The organism is Nocardioides sp. Z21_20 (assembly GCF_059766585.1).
Window position 1 is genome coordinate 171,207 of sequence record NZ_JCBAJX010000005.1, and the last position, 17,003, is coordinate 188,209.

Below are 17,003 nucleotides of genomic sequence, written 5' to 3' on the forward strand. Positions count from 1 at the left end.
GTCACTAATCGTCAGCTTTCTCGGTTCGGGATCGGGGGCTCCGGCGGCGCCGCGCGCGGCGCCGTGGATCAGCCGACGGCGCCTTCCATCTGCAGCTCGATGAGCCGGTTGAGCTCCAGGGCGTACTCCATGGGGAGCTCCTTGGCGATGGGCTCGACGAAGCCGCGCACGATCATCGCCATCGCCTCGTCCTGCTCCATGCCACGCGACATGAGGTAGAACAGCTGGTCGTCGGAGACCTTCGAGACGCTGGCCTCGTGGCCCATCGAGACGTCGTCCTCGCGGATGTCGACGTAGGGGTAGGTGTCCGACCGGCTGATCTGGTCCACCAGCAGAGCGTCACACAGCACGTTGGACTTGGAGCCGTAGGCCCCCTCGTTGATCTGGATCAGGCCGCGGTACGACGTGCGACCGCCGCCGCGGGCGACCGACTTCGACAGGATTGAGCTCGAGGTGTGCGGAGCCGCGTGCACCATCTTGGCGCCGGCGTCCTGGTGCTGGCCCTCGCCGGCGAAGGCGATGGACAGGGTCTCGCCCTTGGCGTGCTCGCCCATCAGGTAGATCGCCGGGTACTTCATGGTCACCTTGGAGCCGATGTTGCCGTCCACCCACTCCATGGTGGCGCCGGCGTCGCAGGTGGCGCGCTTGGTGACCAGGTTGTAGACGTTGTTCGACCAGTTCTGGATGGTCGTGTAGCGGCAGCGACCGCCCTTCTTCACGATGATCTCCACGACCGCGGAGTGCAGCGAGTCCGAGGAGTAGATCGGGGCGGTGCAGCCCTCGACGTAGTGCACGTAGGCGTCCTCGTCGACGATGATCAGCGTCCGCTCGAACTGGCCCATGTTCTCGGTGTTGATCCGGAAGTAGGCCTGCAGCGGGATGTCCACGTGAACGCCCTTGGGGACGTAGATGAACGAGCCGCCGGACCAGGTCGCGGTGTTCAGCGCGGAGAACTTGTTGTCGCCGACCGGGATGACCGTGCCGAAGTACTCCTTGAGGAGCTCCTCGTGCTCACGCACCGCGGTGTCGGTGTCGACGAAGATGACGCCCTGCTCCTCGAGGTCCTCGCGGATCGAGTGGTAGACGACCTCCGACTCGTACTGAGCCGCGACGCCGGAGACCAGGCGCTGCTTCTCGGCCTCGGGGATGCCGAGCTTGTCGTAGGTGTTCTTGATGTCCTCGGGGAGGTCGTCCCAGGTGGCTGCCTGCTTCTCGCTGGAGCGCACGAAGTACTTGATGTTGTCGAAGTCGATGTCGCCGAGCTCGGCGCCCCACTGCGGCATCGGCTTGCGGTGGAAGAGCTTGAGGCCCTTCAGTCGCTGGTCGAGCATCCACTGCGGCTCGCTCTTCTTGGCGGAGATGTCGCGCACGACCTCCTCGCTGAGGCCGCGCTTGGCGATGGAGCCAGCGTCGTCGCGGTCGGCCCAACCGAACTCGTAGCGGCCGATGCCCTGGAGTCCGGGGTTGAGCTCTTCGATCGTCGTCATGCTGACGCTCCGTCCTTCTTGTTGAGGTCTGGAATGCAGGTGGTGCACACGCCGTCGCCGTGGGCGATCGTCGCCAGGCGCTGGACGTGCCGGCCGAGGACCTGGCTGATCGCCGTGGTCTCGGCCTCGCACAGCTGGGGGAACTCGTGGGCCACGTGGGAGACCGGGCAGTGCTGCTGGCACAGCTGGTCGCCGATCGGCAGCTCGCGGACACCGGCGGCGTACCCGTTCTCGGTGAGCACCGTGGCGAGCACCTGGGCCGCGGAGAGCTCCGGGTGCCGCTCGGCCATGCCGGCGTAGTCGCGCTCGATGAACGCGACGCGCCGCTTGGCGAACTCCAGGACCGCTTCCTCACCCTGGGTCTCGGCGAGGAAGCGCAGCGCCTGGACGGCCAGGTCGTCGTACTGCTGGTCGAACGAGTCGCGCCCCGCCTGGGTCAGGCCGAAGACCTTCGCCGGGCGGCCGCGGCCGCGGCTGCCGTGCACCCGCTGGTCGGCTGCCTCCACCGTCCCCTCGCTGACGAGGTGGTCGAGGTGGCGGCGCACGGCGGCGGGGGTCAAGTGCAGTCGCTCGGCCAGGGCGGCCGCGGTGGAGGGCCCGTTCTCGAGGATCGACCGACCCACGCGCGCACGCGTCGACGCGTCCCCGGTGGGGGCAGCGAGGGAGGTCCGGGAGAATTCCACAACACAAGTGTGACGTTAATGCCCGAACGCATTCAAGTAAGGGTCACCTAAGCCTGCTTTCCACTCCCCCGCGGCCCCGCGGGCATGAATTTTGCCCGTCCGGATACCGCGCTGTTTCATGGGTGGCGCCCCACCCCCGACCTCCCGCTGGAGGGCCTCGTGCGGCTGAGAGCCCTACTCCACTCCCGCGTCGTGCTCTGGCTCGGCATCGCGCTCAGCCTCGTCGTCCCCGCCGTCACCCTGCCTCGGCTGCCCGAGGTCAGCCTGTGGCCGCTGCTGTGGGGGCTGCTGCCCTGGGTGATCGGCAAGTACGTGCTGTGCCCGCTGCGCTGGCAGACGCTCACCGATGCCGGCCTCGGCCGGGGCTGGCACCTGCGTGCCTACGCGGAGTCGGAGCTGCTGGGGCTGCTCACCCCGGGGCACGTGGGGGCGGACGCGTGGCGCCTGCACCGGCTGGTCCGGGTCGGGCTGCCGCGCGCCGACGCGGTGATGAGCGTGGGGCTGGACCGCCTCGTCGGCGCGCTGGGGCTGGCCGCCTTCACCGTGTTCGCCGGCACGGCGCTGCCGCCCCGGACGCTGCTGGCCGCACTCGCCGTCGGAATGCTCGTCGTGGCCGCGGTGCTGGTGATCCGCCGCACGCGCCCGCAGTGGCTGCCCCGCCGCCCGCTGCCGCGGCCCCGCCAGCTCCTGCACGGCGTGCTCCTGTCCGCCGGCTACCAGCTCAGCATCGCCGGGCTCCTGCTCGGCGCGGTGGCGGCCACCGGCTACTCGCTGTCCCCGCTCGCGGTGCTCGGCGCCTTCGGTGCCAGCCAGATCGCCGGCGCGGTGCCCGGCCCGAACGGCGCGAGCCCGCGCGACGGCGCGCTCGTCGTGGCCCTGGTCGCCCTCGGGGTGCCGTGGGCGGCGGCCGCGGCCGCGGTGAGCCTCAAGGCGGCGCTCGCCTGGGCGCCGGCGCTGCTGCTCGGCGGCGCCAGCCTGATCCTGACCCGTCGCGAGCTGCGCCGCGCCGGCGAGAGCGTGCCCTCCGCGGTGGCGGCCTGACCCGGCAAGGGGCCAAGTGCCCACGACAGCCGCGCCGTCGGCGCGCATAGTGGGTGGGAGGGTTCGACGGGGCGATCACGGACCGGAGCCGTTCATGGACATTGCGCCGGACCGCCGGCTCGCGCACGGCCGCGGAGCCTGGGCGCTGGGCCAGGCCGCGCTCATCGTGCTCTGCATCGTCGTCTACTTCGGCGTGCGGGGCCTGACCGAGGGCTCGCCGCACACCGCTGTGGACCACGCCCACGACCTCGTCGCCCTCGAGCGCGCGCTGGGCATCGACGTCGAGTCGCAGGTGCAGGAGCCGTTCACCCGGTGGCCCTGGCTGGCGACGCTCGCCAACTGGGTCTACATCTGGGGCCACTGGCCGGTGATCGTGGCGACCATGGTGTGGCTGCTGTGGAAGCATCGCCCCGTGTTCGAGCGACTGCGCGACGCGATGCTGATCTCCGGCCTGGTCGGCATGTTCATCTTCGCGCTCTACCCGGTCGCTCCCCCTCGGCTGGCCGGGCTCGGCCTGGTGGACACCGTGAGCGAGACCTCGCACGCCTACCGGGTGCTGCAGCCGCCCGCCTTCGTCAACCAGTACGCCGCGATGCCCAGCCTGCACGTGGGCTGGAACCTGCTGGTGGGGATGGCCGTCGTCGCCGCCACGTCCTCGGTGCTGCTGCGGGTGCTCGGCTGGCTGATGCCGATCCTGATGGCGCTCGCGGTGGTCGCGACCGCCAACCACTACGTGCTCGACGTGGTGGGGGGCATCACGCTGGTGCTGTGCGCCCACCTCGCGGCCCTCGCCCTGGAGCGACGCCGCCGTAGCCGCTCCTGGGCCGTCCAACCGTCGGGACAGATGCAGGCACCGCCCCGATGAGCGCGCTGGCGATCGCCCACCGCGCCGGCAACTCGCTGAGCGGGCTGCATGCCGCCAACGCCCTGGGCGTGGACGTGATCGAGTGTGACGTGCACGAGTACCGGGGCCGGCTCGAGGTGCGCCACCTCAAGACCGCCGGTCCCCTGCCGTTCCTGTGGGACCGCTGGGAGCTCGCCTCCGCGTCGGCGCCCCGGCTCGGCCTCGAGGAGCTGCTCGAGGCCGACAGCCACGGCACGCTCTTCATGCTCGACCTCAAGGGCCGTCGCGACACGGCCGGCCGGGCCGCCGCCCGGCTGCTGCACGAGAGCGGGCGCCATCAGCCGGTCGTGGTCTGCGGACGCTGGTGGCCCTCGGTCGACGCGATGTCCGACCTGCCCTACGTGCACCCGGTGCTCTCCGCGCGCAACCGGGCCGAGCTGCGCCGGCTGCTGACCCGTCTGGAGTCGCCCCGGCCCGCGCCGTACGGGGTCTCGGTGCACAGCTCGCTGCTCGACGCCGCGGTCGTGGCCCGCCTGCACCGGCACGTGGAGGTGGTGATGACCTGGCCGATCAACGACGTCCCCCGGCTCGAGGAGATGCTCGCGATCGGCGTGACCGGGATCATCAGCGACGAGGCGCACGTGCTGGCCGAGCTGCTGGCACGCCGCGGCTGAGTGCCGCGAACCGCGATGCCCGGCGCGGGCCCGGCGCGGCGGCGTACCTAGACTGGGCGCGTGCTTCCCCCCGACGATGGTCCCGACGCCGCCGTCGTCGTCGACCGGCTCGAAATGCGCTACGGCACCAAGGTCGCCGTGGACGGGCTCTCGCTGAGCGTGCCGCGCGGCTCGATCACCGCGGTCCTCGGACCGAACGGCGCCGGGAAGACCACCACTCTGGAGACCTGCGAGGGCTTCCGCGCCCCCCAGGGCGGCTCGGTGCGGGTGCTCGGGCTCGACCCCGTCCGCCAGCGCCGCGAGCTGCTCCCCCGGATCGGCGTGATGCTGCAGGACGGCGGCGCCTGGTCAGGGGCCCGTGCCGACGAGATGCTGCGTCACGTGGCCGCGCTGCACGCCCACCCGCTCCCGGTCGGGCTGCTCGTCGAGCGGCTCGGTCTCGACGAGTGCGGGCGCACGCCGTACCGGCGCCTGTCCGGTGGGCAGCAGCAGCGGCTGAGCCTGGCGATGGCCGTGGTGGGGCGCCCCGAGCTGCTCTTCGTCGACGAGCCGACCGCCGGGATGGACCCCGCCGCGCGGCGCACGACCTGGGAGCTGCTGCGCGAGATGCAGGGCGACGGCGTGACGATCGTGCTCACCACCCACTACATGGACGAGGCCGAGCGGCTCGCGGACCTGGTCCACGTGATCGACCACGGCCGCGCGATCGTGTCGGGGACGCCCTTCGAGCTGACCCGGACCCGGGGTGCGGCCACCATCCGGCTGGTCCTCACCGAGCCCTTCCCGCCCGGCGCCCCGGCGTCGCTGGCCGACGCGCTGGGCGCGCACACCGAGGTGACCGCGCTCAACGAGCACAGCCTGCTGGTCACCGGCCCGGCCGACGCCTCCACGCTGGCCGTCGTCTCGGCCTGGTGCCAGCGACACGACGTGGTCCCCGAGTCGCTGACGCTGGGACAGCGCACCCTCGAGGACGTCTTCCTGCAGCTCACCGGGCGCGAGCTCGGCACCGAGGAGGTGGCCGGGCGATGAGCACCACCCCCACCGGCACGTTCAGCCCCGCACCCGGCGCCGCGCCGTACCGCCAGCAGGTGCGCGCCCAGACCGCGATGGAGGCCCGTCTGCTGCTGCGCAACGGCGAGCAGATCCTGATCGCGGTGGTGATCCCGGTGATCGTCCTGGTCGGCGGGGTGCTGGCGGCGCGCCGCCTCGACCTGTCCTTCTCGCATCCGGGCGTCGACGTGCTCACCCCGGGCGTCCTCGCCCTCGCGGTGATGTCGACCGCGTTCACCTCGCTGGCCATCGCCACCGGCTTCGAGCGCCGCTACGGCCTGCTCAAGCGGCTGGGGGCCTCCCCGCTGCCGCGCAGCGGGCTGCTGGCCGGCAAGGTCGGCGCGCTGCTCGGCGTCCAGGTGCTGCAGGCGGTCGTGATCTGCGGGGTCGCGCTGGCCCTGGACTGGAGCCCCCGCGGCGGCCTGGCCGGGGTCGCCCTGGCGATCCTCAGCGCCGCCCTCGGCACGGCCGCCTTCGCCGGCCTGGCCCTCGCCCTGGCCGGCAGCCTGCGCGCCGAGGCGACGCTGGCCGCGGCCAACCTCGTCTACCTGCTGCTGATGGCCGGCGGCGCCGTGGTGCTGCCGCGCTCGTCGTACGGCTCGGTCGGCGACCTCCTGCAGTTCCTGCCCTCGGCTGCCCTCGGCGACGCCATGCGCGCCTCTCTCCTGGACGGCACCACCCCGGTGCTGCCACTGCTCATCCTGCTGGGCTGGGCCCTGCTCGGCACCGCCCTCGCCTCACGCTTCTTCAAGTGGGAGTGACCTTCGTGAACACCACCGACACCCTCGAGCGCCTCATCCCCACCGACCACCGCTGGCTGCGGGGCATCTCCATTGCCAACCTGGTCGCCAACATCGCGATCGTCGTCACCGGCGGCGCCGTGCGACTCACGGCCTCGGGCCTGGGCTGCTCGGAGTGGCCGAAGTGCAGCGAGGAGTCCTTCGTCGCCCACCCCGAGCTCGGCATCCACGGCGCCATCGAGTTCGGCAACCGGATGCTCACCTGGGTGCTGGTCGCGATCGCCGTCTCCTGCCTGGTCCTGGTCTGGCGCTCGGGCCGCGAGCGCGCCACCCGGCTCGCCCTGGTGGTGGTGCTGGGCATCCCGCTGCAGGGCGTGATCGGCGGCATCACCGTGCTCACCGAGCTCAACCCCTGGATCGTCGCCCTGCACCTGCTGGCCTCGATGGCGATCATCGGCGTGTGCGTGATGCTGCTCGACGAGCTGGGCAGGCCCGCCAGCGCAGCGGACCGGGCTCCGGCCACCGCGCGACCCGGGCTGGGCCTGCGCCGCCTGACCTGGGCGGTCTTCGCGGTGATGTGGGTGGTCCTCTACCTCGGCACCGTGGTGACCGGCAGCGGCCCGCACGCCGGCGACGTGGACGCGCGCCGCAACGGCCTGGACCCGCAGGCGATGAGCCACGTGCACGCCTGGGCGGTCTACCTGCTGCTGGCGCTGACCGTGGCCCTGGCCTGGTTGGCACACCGGCAGGGCGCCCGGGCGCTGGCCTCCGCGGCGGGCGTGCTCCTCGCCCTCGAGCTGGCCCAGGGGGTGCTCGGCTTCGTGCAGTACTTCACCGACCTCCCCGAGATCCTCGTCGGGCTGCACATGCTGGGCGCCGCGATCCTCTCGGCGGCGGTCACCTGGGTGCTGCTGCGCGCACACGGGACCCCGGCTTCGGCGAGCTGACCGCTGGTGGACTGGCCGGCTGGTGGGCTGGCCGGGTTTCGACCGGGTGATTCGGCCGGTCCGGGTGGACCGGGCCGGGTGATTCGGCCGGTCCGGGTGGACCGGGTCAGCCGACTAGTCCGGGCCGATTAGTCCGGACCGACGGATTCAGGCTGGCGTGCCCAGGCCGGCGGTGCGCGTTTGGCGGCGCGAGGCCGTTCGGTCAGGCGGTCCGGTCGGGCGGTGTGGTCAGGCCGTGCGGGGCCGGGTCCACACCCCCGTGACGGACCCGGCCCCGCACCGCCTGCCTGTCTCTGACGCGTGGGACACCGAGATGGTTGCCCGGTGGGCCGGAATTTTTCCGACCGCATCGCCGCCTCGTCGCCGTTTGGTCCCCAACGGATGCCATTCCGGGTATCGGCATGCCGTTTCTGACCATTCGGTGAAGGTCGCCGGCCCCTTCAGTGAGCCAGCGTCGACTTCTTCCCGGCCGGTACGGCGCACTCCCCTCGGCCCCCTGCCAACGGCGCGACCCTGCCGTCGTACGGTGCGAAACCACCCCACGACCAACCCACCCGCGCCGCTCGCTCGCAAGACCAGCTCTCCGGGGCCGCCGAATGGTCAGAAACGGACCTTCTCGGCCGCAGAATCACGCCGTTGGGGACCAAACGGCGGTCTCATCATCGCCGTGGTCCCTCAGGGACGGGGACGCCAGGCCGGGTAGCGGTGGGCCGGATCTGACCGTTCGGTGATGGCCCCGGCTACGCCACTGACCCAGCGCCGGCCTCCATCCGGCCGTACGGCGCACTCCCCTGGGCCGCTGCCAGCGGCTCGGGACTGCCGTCGTACGCCGCAGCACCGTCCAGCCACGCCCACCGACCCGCGCAACTCGCGTGGGCAGCCCTCCAGGGCCACCGATTGGTCAGAAACGGACCTTCTCGGCCGCGAAATCACGCCGTTGGGGACCAAACGGCAGCCTGGGAGGCGCACCACGCCAGCCGCAGGCCCCTCAGCGGGTGAGCAGCGGATCGAGCGCGACCGCGACGAACAGCAGCGACAGGTACAGGTTCGAGCTGTGGAAGAGCCGCATCGGCCGGATCTCGGTCAGGTTGTCGCTGGCCCGGGTACGCCGCCACATGGCGTGCGCCTCGTAGAGGAAGTAGGCGCCGAGCACGGTGGCGGCGACGGGGTAGACCCAGCCGGTGTCCGCCACCGGCCACAGCAGCAGCGAGGTGGCCACCAGCACCCAGCTGTAGATCACGATCTGGCGCCCCACCACGTTGGCCGGCGCGACCACGGGCAGCATCGGCACGTCGACGTTCGCGTAGTCCTCGCGGTAGCGCAGGGCCAGCGCCCAGGTGTGCGGCGGCGTCCAGAAGAACACCACCAGGAACAGCACGACCGGCGTCCAGGCGAGCTCGTTGGTGACGGCCGTCCAGCCGATCAGGGCCGGGAAGCACCCGGCGAGTCCGCCCCACACGATGTTCTGGGTGGTCCGGCGCTTGAGCACCATCGTGTAGATCAGCACGTAGAACGCGTTCGCGCCCACGGAGAGCATCGCCGAGAGCGGGTTGACCCACAGCCACAGGATGACCGTCGAGATCACCCCGAGGGCGAGCCCGAACACCAGGGCCGCGCGCGGCGAGACCATGTGGCGGGGCAGGGCGCGGCGACGGGTCCGACGCATCTGCTCGTCGATGTCACGGTCGTAGACGCAGTTCAGCACCGACGCCGAGCCCGCGGAGAGCGTGCCGCCCACGACGGTGGCTGCGACCAGACCGAGCCCGGGCACCCCCCGCGCGGCGAAGAACATCACCGGGACGGTGGTGAGCAGCAACAGCTCGATCACGCGCGGCTTGGTCAGGCCGATGTAGGCCCCGACCACGTCGCGGAAGCTGGCCCGTCCCTCCGGGGTTGCTCCCGTGTCGCCCGCTGCGCCGCCCGGGAGATGCCCTGCAGGGTGCTCCTGAGGGTCAGGAGCAGCTGGGGCCGAGCGGCCGACGTACGTCACAGAGATCCTCGCGGGGGTGGGGTTGGTGCGGGGTCGAGTCTATCGCTCGGGGTGAGTAGGCTCAGAGGCGGCTGCACTCCCCCGGCATCCATCTCGGCTCCACGCCGAGAACAGTGCTCCGGCCCGGCCGGACAAACCCGTGAACGAGAGGAACCCCGTGAGCGACACCGCGCGTCTGGACTGGAGCGAAATTGACCAGAGGGCGGTGGACACGGCGCGCGTGCTGGCCATGGACGCGGTCCAGAAGGTCGGCAACGGCCATCCCGGCACCGCGATGAGCCTGGCCCCGGTCGCCCACCTGCTGTTCCAGAAGGTGATGCGGCACAACCCGGCAGACCCCAACTGGGCAGGACGCGACCGCTTCGTGCTCTCCCTGGGGCACAGCTCCATCACGCTCTACACCCAGCTGTTCCTCGGCGGGTTCGGCCTCGAACTGGAGGACCTCAAGGCGCTGCGCACCTGGGGCAGCAAGACTCCCGGGCACCCCGAGTTCGGGCACACCGCCGGTGTGGAGACGACCACCGGCCCGCTCGGCCAGGGCGTCGCGAACGCCGTGGGCATGGCCATGGCCGCGCGCCGCGAGCGCGGGCTGCTCGACCCGGACGCTCCCGCCGGCACCTCACCGTTCGACCACCGCGTCTACGCGCTGTGCAGCGACGGCGACCTGCAGGAGGGCGTGAGCGGCGAGGCCTCCTCGATCGCCGGGACCCAGCAGCTCGGGAACCTCACCGTGATCTACGACGCCAACCGGATCTCGATCGAGGGCGACACCGACGTGGCGTTCACCGAGGACGTCGCCAAGCGCTACGAGGCGTACGGCTGGCACGTCCAGACCGTCGACTGGACCCACGACGGCACCACCTACACCGAGGACGTGCCCGCGCTCTACGACGCGATCCGCGCCGCCGAGCAGGTCACCGACCGGCCCAGCTTCATCGTGCTGCGCACCGTGATCGCCTGGCCCGCGCCGAACGCCCAGGGCACCGGAGCCTCCCACGGCTCGGCCCTCGGTGACGCCGAGGTGGCGGCCACCAAGGAGATCCTCGGCTTCGACCCCGACCGGACCTTCGAGGTGCCGGCCGACGTGCTCACCTACACCCGTTCCCTGGTCGAGCGCGGCAAACTGGCCCAGCAGGAGTGGCAGGCCTCCTTCGAGAAGTGGCACGAGTCCGCGGACCTCGCGCTCTGGGAGCGGCTGCAGACCCGCGCCCTGCCGGTCGGGCTCACCGACACGCTGCCGACCTTCGAGGCCGACCCCAAGGGCGTCGCCACCCGGAAGGCCTCCGGCGCCGTGATCAACGCGATGGCCGAGCTGATGCCCGAGCTGTGGGGCGGCTCCGCCGACCTCGCCGAGTCCAACAACACCACGATCAAGGGCGCCCCCTCCTTCATCCCCGGCGACCGGTCCACCGACCAGTGGCAGGGCGACCCGCTCGCCGGACGGGTGCTCCACTTCGGCATCCGCGAGCACGCGATGGGCGCGATCATGAACGGCATCGCCCTGCACGGCGGCACCCGCGTCTTCGGCGGCACCTTCCTCACCTTCTCCGACTACATGCGCGGCGCGGTGCGCCTGGCGGCGCTGATGGGCCTGCCGGTCACCTACGTGTGGACCCACGACTCCATCGGCCTCGGCGAGGACGGCCCGACCCACCAGCCGATCGAGCACCTCGCGGCGCTACGGGCGATCCCCGGCCTCGACGTGGTCCGCCCCGCCGACGCCAACGAGGTCTCCGCCGCCTGGGCCGCGATCATGGCGCACACCGACCGCCCCGCCGGCCTGTGCCTGACCCGGCAGAACGTCCCGGTCTTCCCGCGCGGCACCGAGGGCTTCAGCGACACCTCCCAGGTCCACCGCGGCGGCTACGTGCTGCTCGACACCGACGGCGGCCTGCCCGACGTGGTGCTCCTCGCCACCGGCTCCGAGGTCCAGCTCGCCGTCGAGGCGCACGCGCTCCTCGCCGAAGAGGGCGTCCGCGCCCGGGTCGTGTCGATGCCGTGCCTGGAGTGGTTCGCCGAGCAGGAGCAGGCCTACCGCGACACCGTGATCCCGCCGTCGGTGAAGGCGCGGGTCTCGGTCGAGGCCGGCATCAAGATGGGCTGGCGCGACCTGGTCGGCGACGCCGGCCGGATGGTCTCGATCGAGCAGTACGGCGCCAGCGCCGACTACGCCCGGATCTTCACCGAGTACGGCGTGACCGCCCAGGCGGTCGCCGACGCGGCCCGCGACAGCATCGCCGCGGTCACCCGCTGAGCGTCGGGGGCGTTGACGAAGCGCCCGACGGGGAACCGTCACACCCACGACCCCGCTCCACCACCTGGGAGGAAGCACATTGTCTGACCGTCTGAAGGCCCTGTCCGATGCCGGAGTCTCGATCTGGCTCGACGACCTGTCGCGCGAGCGCATCGAGAGCGGCAACCTGGCCGACCTGGTCCGCGACTCGTCGGTGGTGGGGGTGACCACCAACCCGACGATCTTCGCCTCCGCACTGGCCAACGGCGAGCGCTACGACGCCCAGGTCCGCGCGCTGGTCGCCGACGGCGCCGACGCCGACCGAGCGATCTTCGAGCTCACCACCGAGGACGTCCGCAACGCCTGCGACATCCTCGCCCCGGTGTTCGCGAAGACCCCCGCCGACGGCCGGGTCTCCATCGAGGTGGAGCCGGGCCTGGCCCGTGACACCGCCGGCACGGCCAAGGCGGCCCACGAGCTGTGGGCCGCGGTCGACCGCCCCAACGCGATGATCAAGATCCCCGCGACCGTCGAGGGGCTGCCCGCGATCACCTCGGCGATCGCGGAGGGGATCAGCGTCAACGTGACCCTGATCTTCAGCCTCGAGCGCTACCGTGCGGTGATGGACGCCTACCTCACCGGCCTCGAGCAGGCCCACGCCCAGGGCCGTGACCTGGCCTCGATCAGCTCGGTGGCGTCGTTCTTCATCTCGCGGGTGGACAGCGAGGTCGACAAGCGCCTGGACGCCATCGGCACCGACACCGCTCAGGTGCTCAAGGGCAAGGCCGCGCTGGCCAACGCGTGGCTGGCCCACGCCGCCTACGCCCAGGTCTTCTCCTCGCCGCGCTTCGAGGCGCTCGCCGCCCACGGCGCGCGAGCGCAGCGGCCGCTGTGGGCCTCGACCGGAGTCAAGGACCCGGCCTACCGCGACGACCTCTACGTCAGCGAGCTGGTCGTCTCCGGCAGCGTCAACACGATGCCGGAGAAGACGCTGACGGCCTTCGCCGACCACGGCGAGGTGACCGGCGACACGGTCACCGGCCGGGCCGGCGAGGCCGAGCAGGTGCTGGCCGGCCTGGCCGCGGTCGGCGTCGACTTCGACGACGTCCTGGCCGTCCTGGAGCGCGAGGGGCTCGAGAAGTTCGACGCCTCCTGGGCCGAGCTCGTCGAGACGGTGAGCGGGCAGCTCGACAAGGCCCGCGGCGCACAGGCCGGGGCCGGCGCGTGAGCGGGGCCGCCTGGACCGTCGTGAAGAGCGAGGGGGCCGGAGCGGCCCCCGGCTCCACCCTGCACCTGACCTGCCCCGACCCCGCGTCGTACGACGCGGTGGTGGGGCAGCTGGTCAGCGACCGGGTCGCCTCCCGCCTGGCCGACCAGGATCCCTCCCTGTGGGGTCCCGCGGCCGAGGCGGAGGCCGGCAAGCGGCTCGCCTGGATCGACCTGCCCCACAGCTCGCGCCCGCTCCTCGCCGAGATCGCGGCTCTGCGTGAGGAGCTGCGCGCCGAGGGCCTGACCCGGGTCGCGCTGTGCGGGATGGGCGGCTCCTCGCTCGCCCCGGAGGTGATCTGCGCCGCGGAGGGCGTCGACCTGGTCGTGCTCGACTCCTCCGACCCCGACTTCGTGCGCACCGCCCTGGAGGACCGGCTCGCCGAGACCGTCGTGGTGGTCTCCAGCAAGTCCGGCGGCACCGTCGAGACCGACAGCCAGCGCCGCGCCTTCGAGAAGGCGTTCGCCGACGCCGGGATCGACCCGACCCGACGCATCGTGGTCGTCACCGACCCCGGCTCGCCGCTGTCCGAGAGCGCCACCGACGCCGGCTACCGCGTCTTCCACGCCGACCCGGCGGTGGGCGGGCGGTTCTCCGCGCTGACCGCCTTCGGCCTGGTGCCCAGCGGCCTGGCCGGCGCCGACCTCACCCGGCTCCTCGACGAGGCGGCGGCGGCTCGACCCGCCCTCGAGGCCGACTCGCCGGACAACCCGTCCCTGCGGCTGGGTGCCCTGCTCGGGGCCGCCAACCTGGCCGGCGTCGACAAGCTGGTGCTCGCCAACGCCGGCGCGGCGTTCTCCGGCCTCGGCGACTGGATCGAGCAGCTGGTCGCCGAGTCGACCGGCAAGGACGGCCAGGGCGTGCTGCCCGTGGTCGTCGAGGACGTCCACGCCGTCGACTTCCAGCCCAGCCGCCCCGACGAGGTGCTGTGCGCGTTCGGCCCCGACGACGTCTTCGCCGACGTCTCCCCCGCCTCCGGCTTCGCGGTCCGCGTCGACGCCCCGCTGGGGGCGCAGCTGCTGTTGTGGGAGCACGCCACCGCGGTCGCCGGACGGGTACTGGGGATCAACCCCTTCGACCAGCCGGACGTGGAGAGCGCCAAGGCCGCCGCCCGCGAGATGCTCGGCGGGGGCGCCTCCGGCCCGACGCCGCTGTTCGTGGACGGCCCGGTCACCGTGTACGCCTCCGAGGGGTGGCTCCCGGCCGGCACCGACACCGTCGCCGACGCCGTGGCCGCCCTGCTGGGCCGGCTCGACGAGCGGCGGGGCTACCTGTCGGTGCAGGCCTACCTCGACCGGCACCGCGACGCGGCCCTGGCCACGGTCCGCGCCCCGCTGGCCGAGCGGACCGGGCGCCCGGTCACCTTCGGGTGGGGGCCACGCTTCCTGCACTCCACCGGGCAGTACCACAAGGGTGGGCCGGCCACGGGGGTCTACCTGCAGATCACCGGCCAGCCGGAGGCCGACCTGGCGGTCCCCGACCGTCCGTTCACGTTCCACGAGTTCCTGACCGCGCAGGCCGTCGGCGATGGCCAGGTGCTCGCCGCCGCGGGTCGTCCGGTGCTCCGGCTGCACGTGGAGAACCCCTCCGGCCTCGCCTCGGTGCGTGCGGCGCTCGCGTGACGACGTACACGAACCCGCTGCGGTCCCCCGACGACCGGCGGCTGCCGCGCGTCGCGGGACCGTGCACGCTGGTGCTGTTCGGGGTGACCGGCGACCTGGCCCGCAAGAAGCTGATGCCGGCCGTCTACGACCTCGCCAACCGGGGTCTGCTGCCGCCGGGGTTCTCGCTGGTGGGCTACGCGCGGCGCGACTGGGCCGACCAGGACTTCACCCAGGTCGTCCACGACGCCGTGCGCGACAACGCCCGCACGCCGTTTCGTGAGGAGACCTGGCAGCAGCTCGCCGAGGGCATCCGCTTCGTGCAGGGCGACTTCGCCGACGACGAGGCGTTCGCCGAGCTGCGCCGTACCCTCGAGACGCTGGACGAGGAGCGCGGCACCGGCGGCAACCACGCCTTCTACCTGTCGATCCCGCCGCGGTTCTTCGGCGACGTGATCGGCCAGCTCAAGGAGCACGGCCTGGCCGAGCCCAAGGGCGACGCCTGGCACCGGGTGGTCGTGGAGAAGCCGTTCGGCCACGACCTCGCCTCCGCCCGCGAGCTCAACGCGATGGTCGAGGAGGTCTTCCCCGCCGAGTCGGTGTTCCGCATCGACCACTACCTGGGCAAGGAGACCGTCCAGAACATCCTGGCGATGCGCTTCGCCAACACCCTGTTCGAGCCGGTGTGGAACGCGAACTACGTGGACCACGTGCAGATCACCATGGCCGAGGACATCGGGATCGGTGGACGCGCGGGCTACTACGACGCGATCGGCGCCGCCCGCGACGTGATCCAGAACCACCTGCTGCAGCTGATGGCGCTGATCGCGATGGAGGAGCCGCCGAGCTTCGACGCGCTCTCGCTGCGCCTGGAGAAGCAGAAGGTCCTCTCCTCCGTCACGGTGCCCAAGCGCCTCGACCTCGCCACCGCACGCGGCCAGTACGTCGAGGGCTGGGCGGGCGGTCACCTGGTCGCCGGCTACACCGACGAGGAGGACATCCCGGCCTCCTCGACCACCGAGACCTACGCCGCGATCACCCTGGCGGTGGAGAACAGGCGCTGGGCGGGCGTGCCGTTCTACCTGCGCGCCGGCAAGCGCCTGGGTCGCCGGGTCACCGAGGTGGCGGTGGTCTTCAAGCGCGCACCCCACCTGCCCTTCCACGACACCGCCACCGAGGACCTGGGCAGCAACGCGCTGGTGATCCGGGTCCAGCCCGACGAGGGCGTCACCATCCGGTTCGGCGCCAAGGTGCCGGGCACCCAGATGGAGATCCGCGACGTGAGCATGGACTTCGCCTACGGCGAGGCCTTCACCGAGGCCAGCCCGGAGGCCTACGAGCGGCTGATCCTCGACGTGCTGCTCGGTGACCCACCGCTGTTCCCCCAGCACCAGGAGGTCGAGCTGTCCTGGCAGATCCTCGACCCGATCATCGACTACTGGGCACGCAGCGGGAAGCCGGACACCTACCCGGCCGGCACCTGGGGCCCGCCGTCCGCGGATGCGATGCTGGCCCGCGACGGACGCACCTGGAGGCGCCCATGATCGAGCTCGAGGACACCAGCGCCACGTCGATCGCCGCCGAGCTGGTCCGCGCCCGGGTGCGCGCCGGCTCCCCCGCGATCGGGATGGTGATGACGCTCGTCGTGGTCGCGGACGACGACAGCCTCGACACCGCGATGGACGCCGCGCGCGAGGCCACCCACGAGCACCCGGCGCGGGTGCTGGTGGTGGTCCTCGGCGACGGCCGCGGCAAGGCGAAGGTGTCCGCCCGGGTCGGCAACGGCGGTGGCTGGACCGGGGAGGTGGCGCTGATCCGGCTCACCGGCCGGGTCGTCGCGCACTCCGAGTCGGTCGTGCTGCCGCTGCTGCTGCCGGACTCCCCGGTCGTGGTGTGGTGGTCGTGCCGCGCCCCCGTCGAGCCCGGTGCCGACCCCATCGGCAGGCTCGCCCAGCGCCGGATCACCGACCTCACCTGCGGCCCGGCCAGCGCCGGGGCGCTGCTGGCCCGGTGCCGCTCCTACGCACCCGGCTCGACCGACCTGACCTGGACCCGGATCACCCCGTGGCGCGCCGTGCTCGCCGGTGCGCTCGACCAGCACCAGGAGCGCGTGCTGGCTGTGGAGGTCACCGCCCCCCGGCACGACCCGAGCGCGGAGCTCCTGGCCGCCTGGCTCTCCGATCGACTGCGCGTCGAGGTGACCCGTCACCACGCCGAGCAGCCGGGGATCCACGAGGTGGTCCTGGAGACGGCCAGCGGCCCGGTCCGGATCACTCGCCGCGACGAGCACGCCGCCACGCTGAGCACGCCCGGCCAGCCGGACCGAACCGCGGCCCTGCGCACCCGCGGACTCGCCGAGCTGCTCGCCGAAGAGCTGCGGCGCCTGGACGAGGACGACGTGTACGCCGCCACCGTGCGTCACCTGGCCGCCGCGGCGGAGGCCTGA

14 protein-coding genes are annotated in these 17,003 nt (G+C 72.4%); 11 read left to right on the plus strand and 3 right to left on the minus strand.

All coding sequences use genetic code 11. The annotated features are described in order from the left end of the window. Positions 1-68 precede the first annotated feature (68 nt). Positions 69-1,487 (minus strand): Fe-S cluster assembly protein SufB, encoded by a 1,419-nt coding sequence (gene sufB / locus AC6EH9_RS10835; RefSeq protein ID WP_498422981.1) that lies wholly within the window; start codon positions 1,485-1,487, stop codon positions 69-71. After that, entirely contained in the window at positions 1,484-2,110 is a 627-nt protein-coding gene (locus AC6EH9_RS10840; protein ID WP_498422983.1) for a helix-turn-helix transcriptional regulator, read from the minus strand. Before AC6EH9_RS10840 ends, sufB begins: the two co-directional genes overlap by 4 nt. 252 nt (positions 2,111-2,362) lie before the next feature. Here AC6EH9_RS10840 and AC6EH9_RS10845 point away from each other — a divergent pair, with 252 nt between their 5' ends. From AC6EH9_RS10845 to AC6EH9_RS10870, 6 genes are all read left to right on the plus strand, one after another. Then, complete coding sequence (locus tag AC6EH9_RS10845) at positions 2,363-3,211, plus strand: lysylphosphatidylglycerol synthase domain-containing protein (RefSeq protein ID WP_498422984.1); 849 nt, start codon at positions 2,363-2,365, stop codon at positions 3,209-3,211. A 94-nt stretch (positions 3,212-3,305) separates the two neighbouring features. Continuing rightward, the gene (locus AC6EH9_RS10850; RefSeq protein ID WP_498422985.1) at positions 3,306-4,076 is read left to right on the plus strand and encodes a phosphatase PAP2 family protein; all 771 of its coding nucleotides are present in this window, start codon (positions 3,306-3,308) and stop codon (positions 4,074-4,076) included. Next, positions 4,073-4,729: a glycerophosphodiester phosphodiesterase gene (locus tag AC6EH9_RS10855; RefSeq protein WP_498422986.1), complete on the plus strand. Its 657-nt coding sequence runs from the start codon at positions 4,073-4,075 to the stop codon at positions 4,727-4,729. The genes AC6EH9_RS10850 and AC6EH9_RS10855 overlap by 4 nt, the downstream gene beginning before the upstream one ends. Positions 4,730-4,789: 60 nt before the next feature. Beyond that, positions 4,790-5,758, plus strand: coding sequence for an ABC transporter ATP-binding protein (locus AC6EH9_RS10860; protein ID WP_498422988.1), 969 nt, complete (start codon positions 4,790-4,792; stop codon positions 5,756-5,758). After that, a complete protein-coding gene (locus tag AC6EH9_RS10865; RefSeq protein WP_498422990.1) occupies positions 5,755-6,540 on the plus strand; it encodes an ABC transporter permease in 786 nt (261 codons plus the stop codon). Before AC6EH9_RS10860 ends, AC6EH9_RS10865 begins: the two co-directional genes overlap by 4 nt. A 5-nt stretch (positions 6,541-6,545) precedes the next feature. Further along, positions 6,546-7,466 carry a COX15/CtaA family protein gene (locus AC6EH9_RS10870; RefSeq protein WP_498422992.1) on the plus strand — a complete coding sequence of 307 codons (921 nt, stop codon included), beginning with the start codon at positions 6,546-6,548 and terminating at the stop codon, positions 7,464-7,466. A gap of 988 nt (positions 7,467-8,454) precedes the next feature. On the opposite strand, the gene AC6EH9_RS10875 is transcribed toward AC6EH9_RS10870, so the two are convergent. Continuing rightward, positions 8,455-9,462 carry a heme o synthase gene (locus tag AC6EH9_RS10875; protein WP_498423136.1) on the minus strand — a complete coding sequence of 336 codons (1,008 nt, stop codon included), beginning with the start codon at positions 9,460-9,462 and terminating at the stop codon, positions 8,455-8,457. Positions 9,463-9,685: 223 nt separating this feature from the next. On the opposite strand from AC6EH9_RS10875, the gene tkt reads away from it, so the two are divergent. The 5 genes from tkt to AC6EH9_RS10900 all read left to right on the plus strand — a co-directional run bounded on the left by tkt (position 9,686) and on the right by AC6EH9_RS10900 (position 17,003). After that, on the plus strand, positions 9,686-11,710 hold the full coding sequence (gene tkt / locus AC6EH9_RS10880) for a transketolase (RefSeq protein WP_498423137.1): 2,025 nt from the start codon (positions 9,686-9,688) through the stop codon (positions 11,708-11,710). A gap of 79 nt (positions 11,711-11,789) precedes the next feature. Beyond that, positions 11,790-12,917, plus strand: coding sequence for a transaldolase (gene tal / locus AC6EH9_RS10885; RefSeq protein WP_498422995.1), 1,128 nt, complete (start codon positions 11,790-11,792; stop codon positions 12,915-12,917). Further along, positions 12,914-14,578: a phosphoglucose isomerase-related protein gene (locus AC6EH9_RS10890; protein ID WP_498422997.1), complete on the plus strand. Its 1,665-nt coding sequence runs from the start codon at positions 12,914-12,916 to the stop codon at positions 14,576-14,578. The genes tal and AC6EH9_RS10890 overlap by 4 nt, the downstream gene beginning before the upstream one ends. Next, entirely contained in the window at positions 14,575-16,101 is a 1,527-nt protein-coding gene (zwf, locus tag AC6EH9_RS10895; RefSeq protein WP_498423000.1) for a glucose-6-phosphate dehydrogenase, read from the plus strand. The genes AC6EH9_RS10890 and zwf overlap by 4 nt, the downstream gene beginning before the upstream one ends. Further along, complete coding sequence (locus tag AC6EH9_RS10900) at positions 16,098-17,003, plus strand: glucose-6-phosphate dehydrogenase assembly protein OpcA (RefSeq protein WP_498423003.1); 906 nt, start codon at positions 16,098-16,100, stop codon at positions 17,001-17,003. Before zwf ends, AC6EH9_RS10900 begins: the two co-directional genes overlap by 4 nt.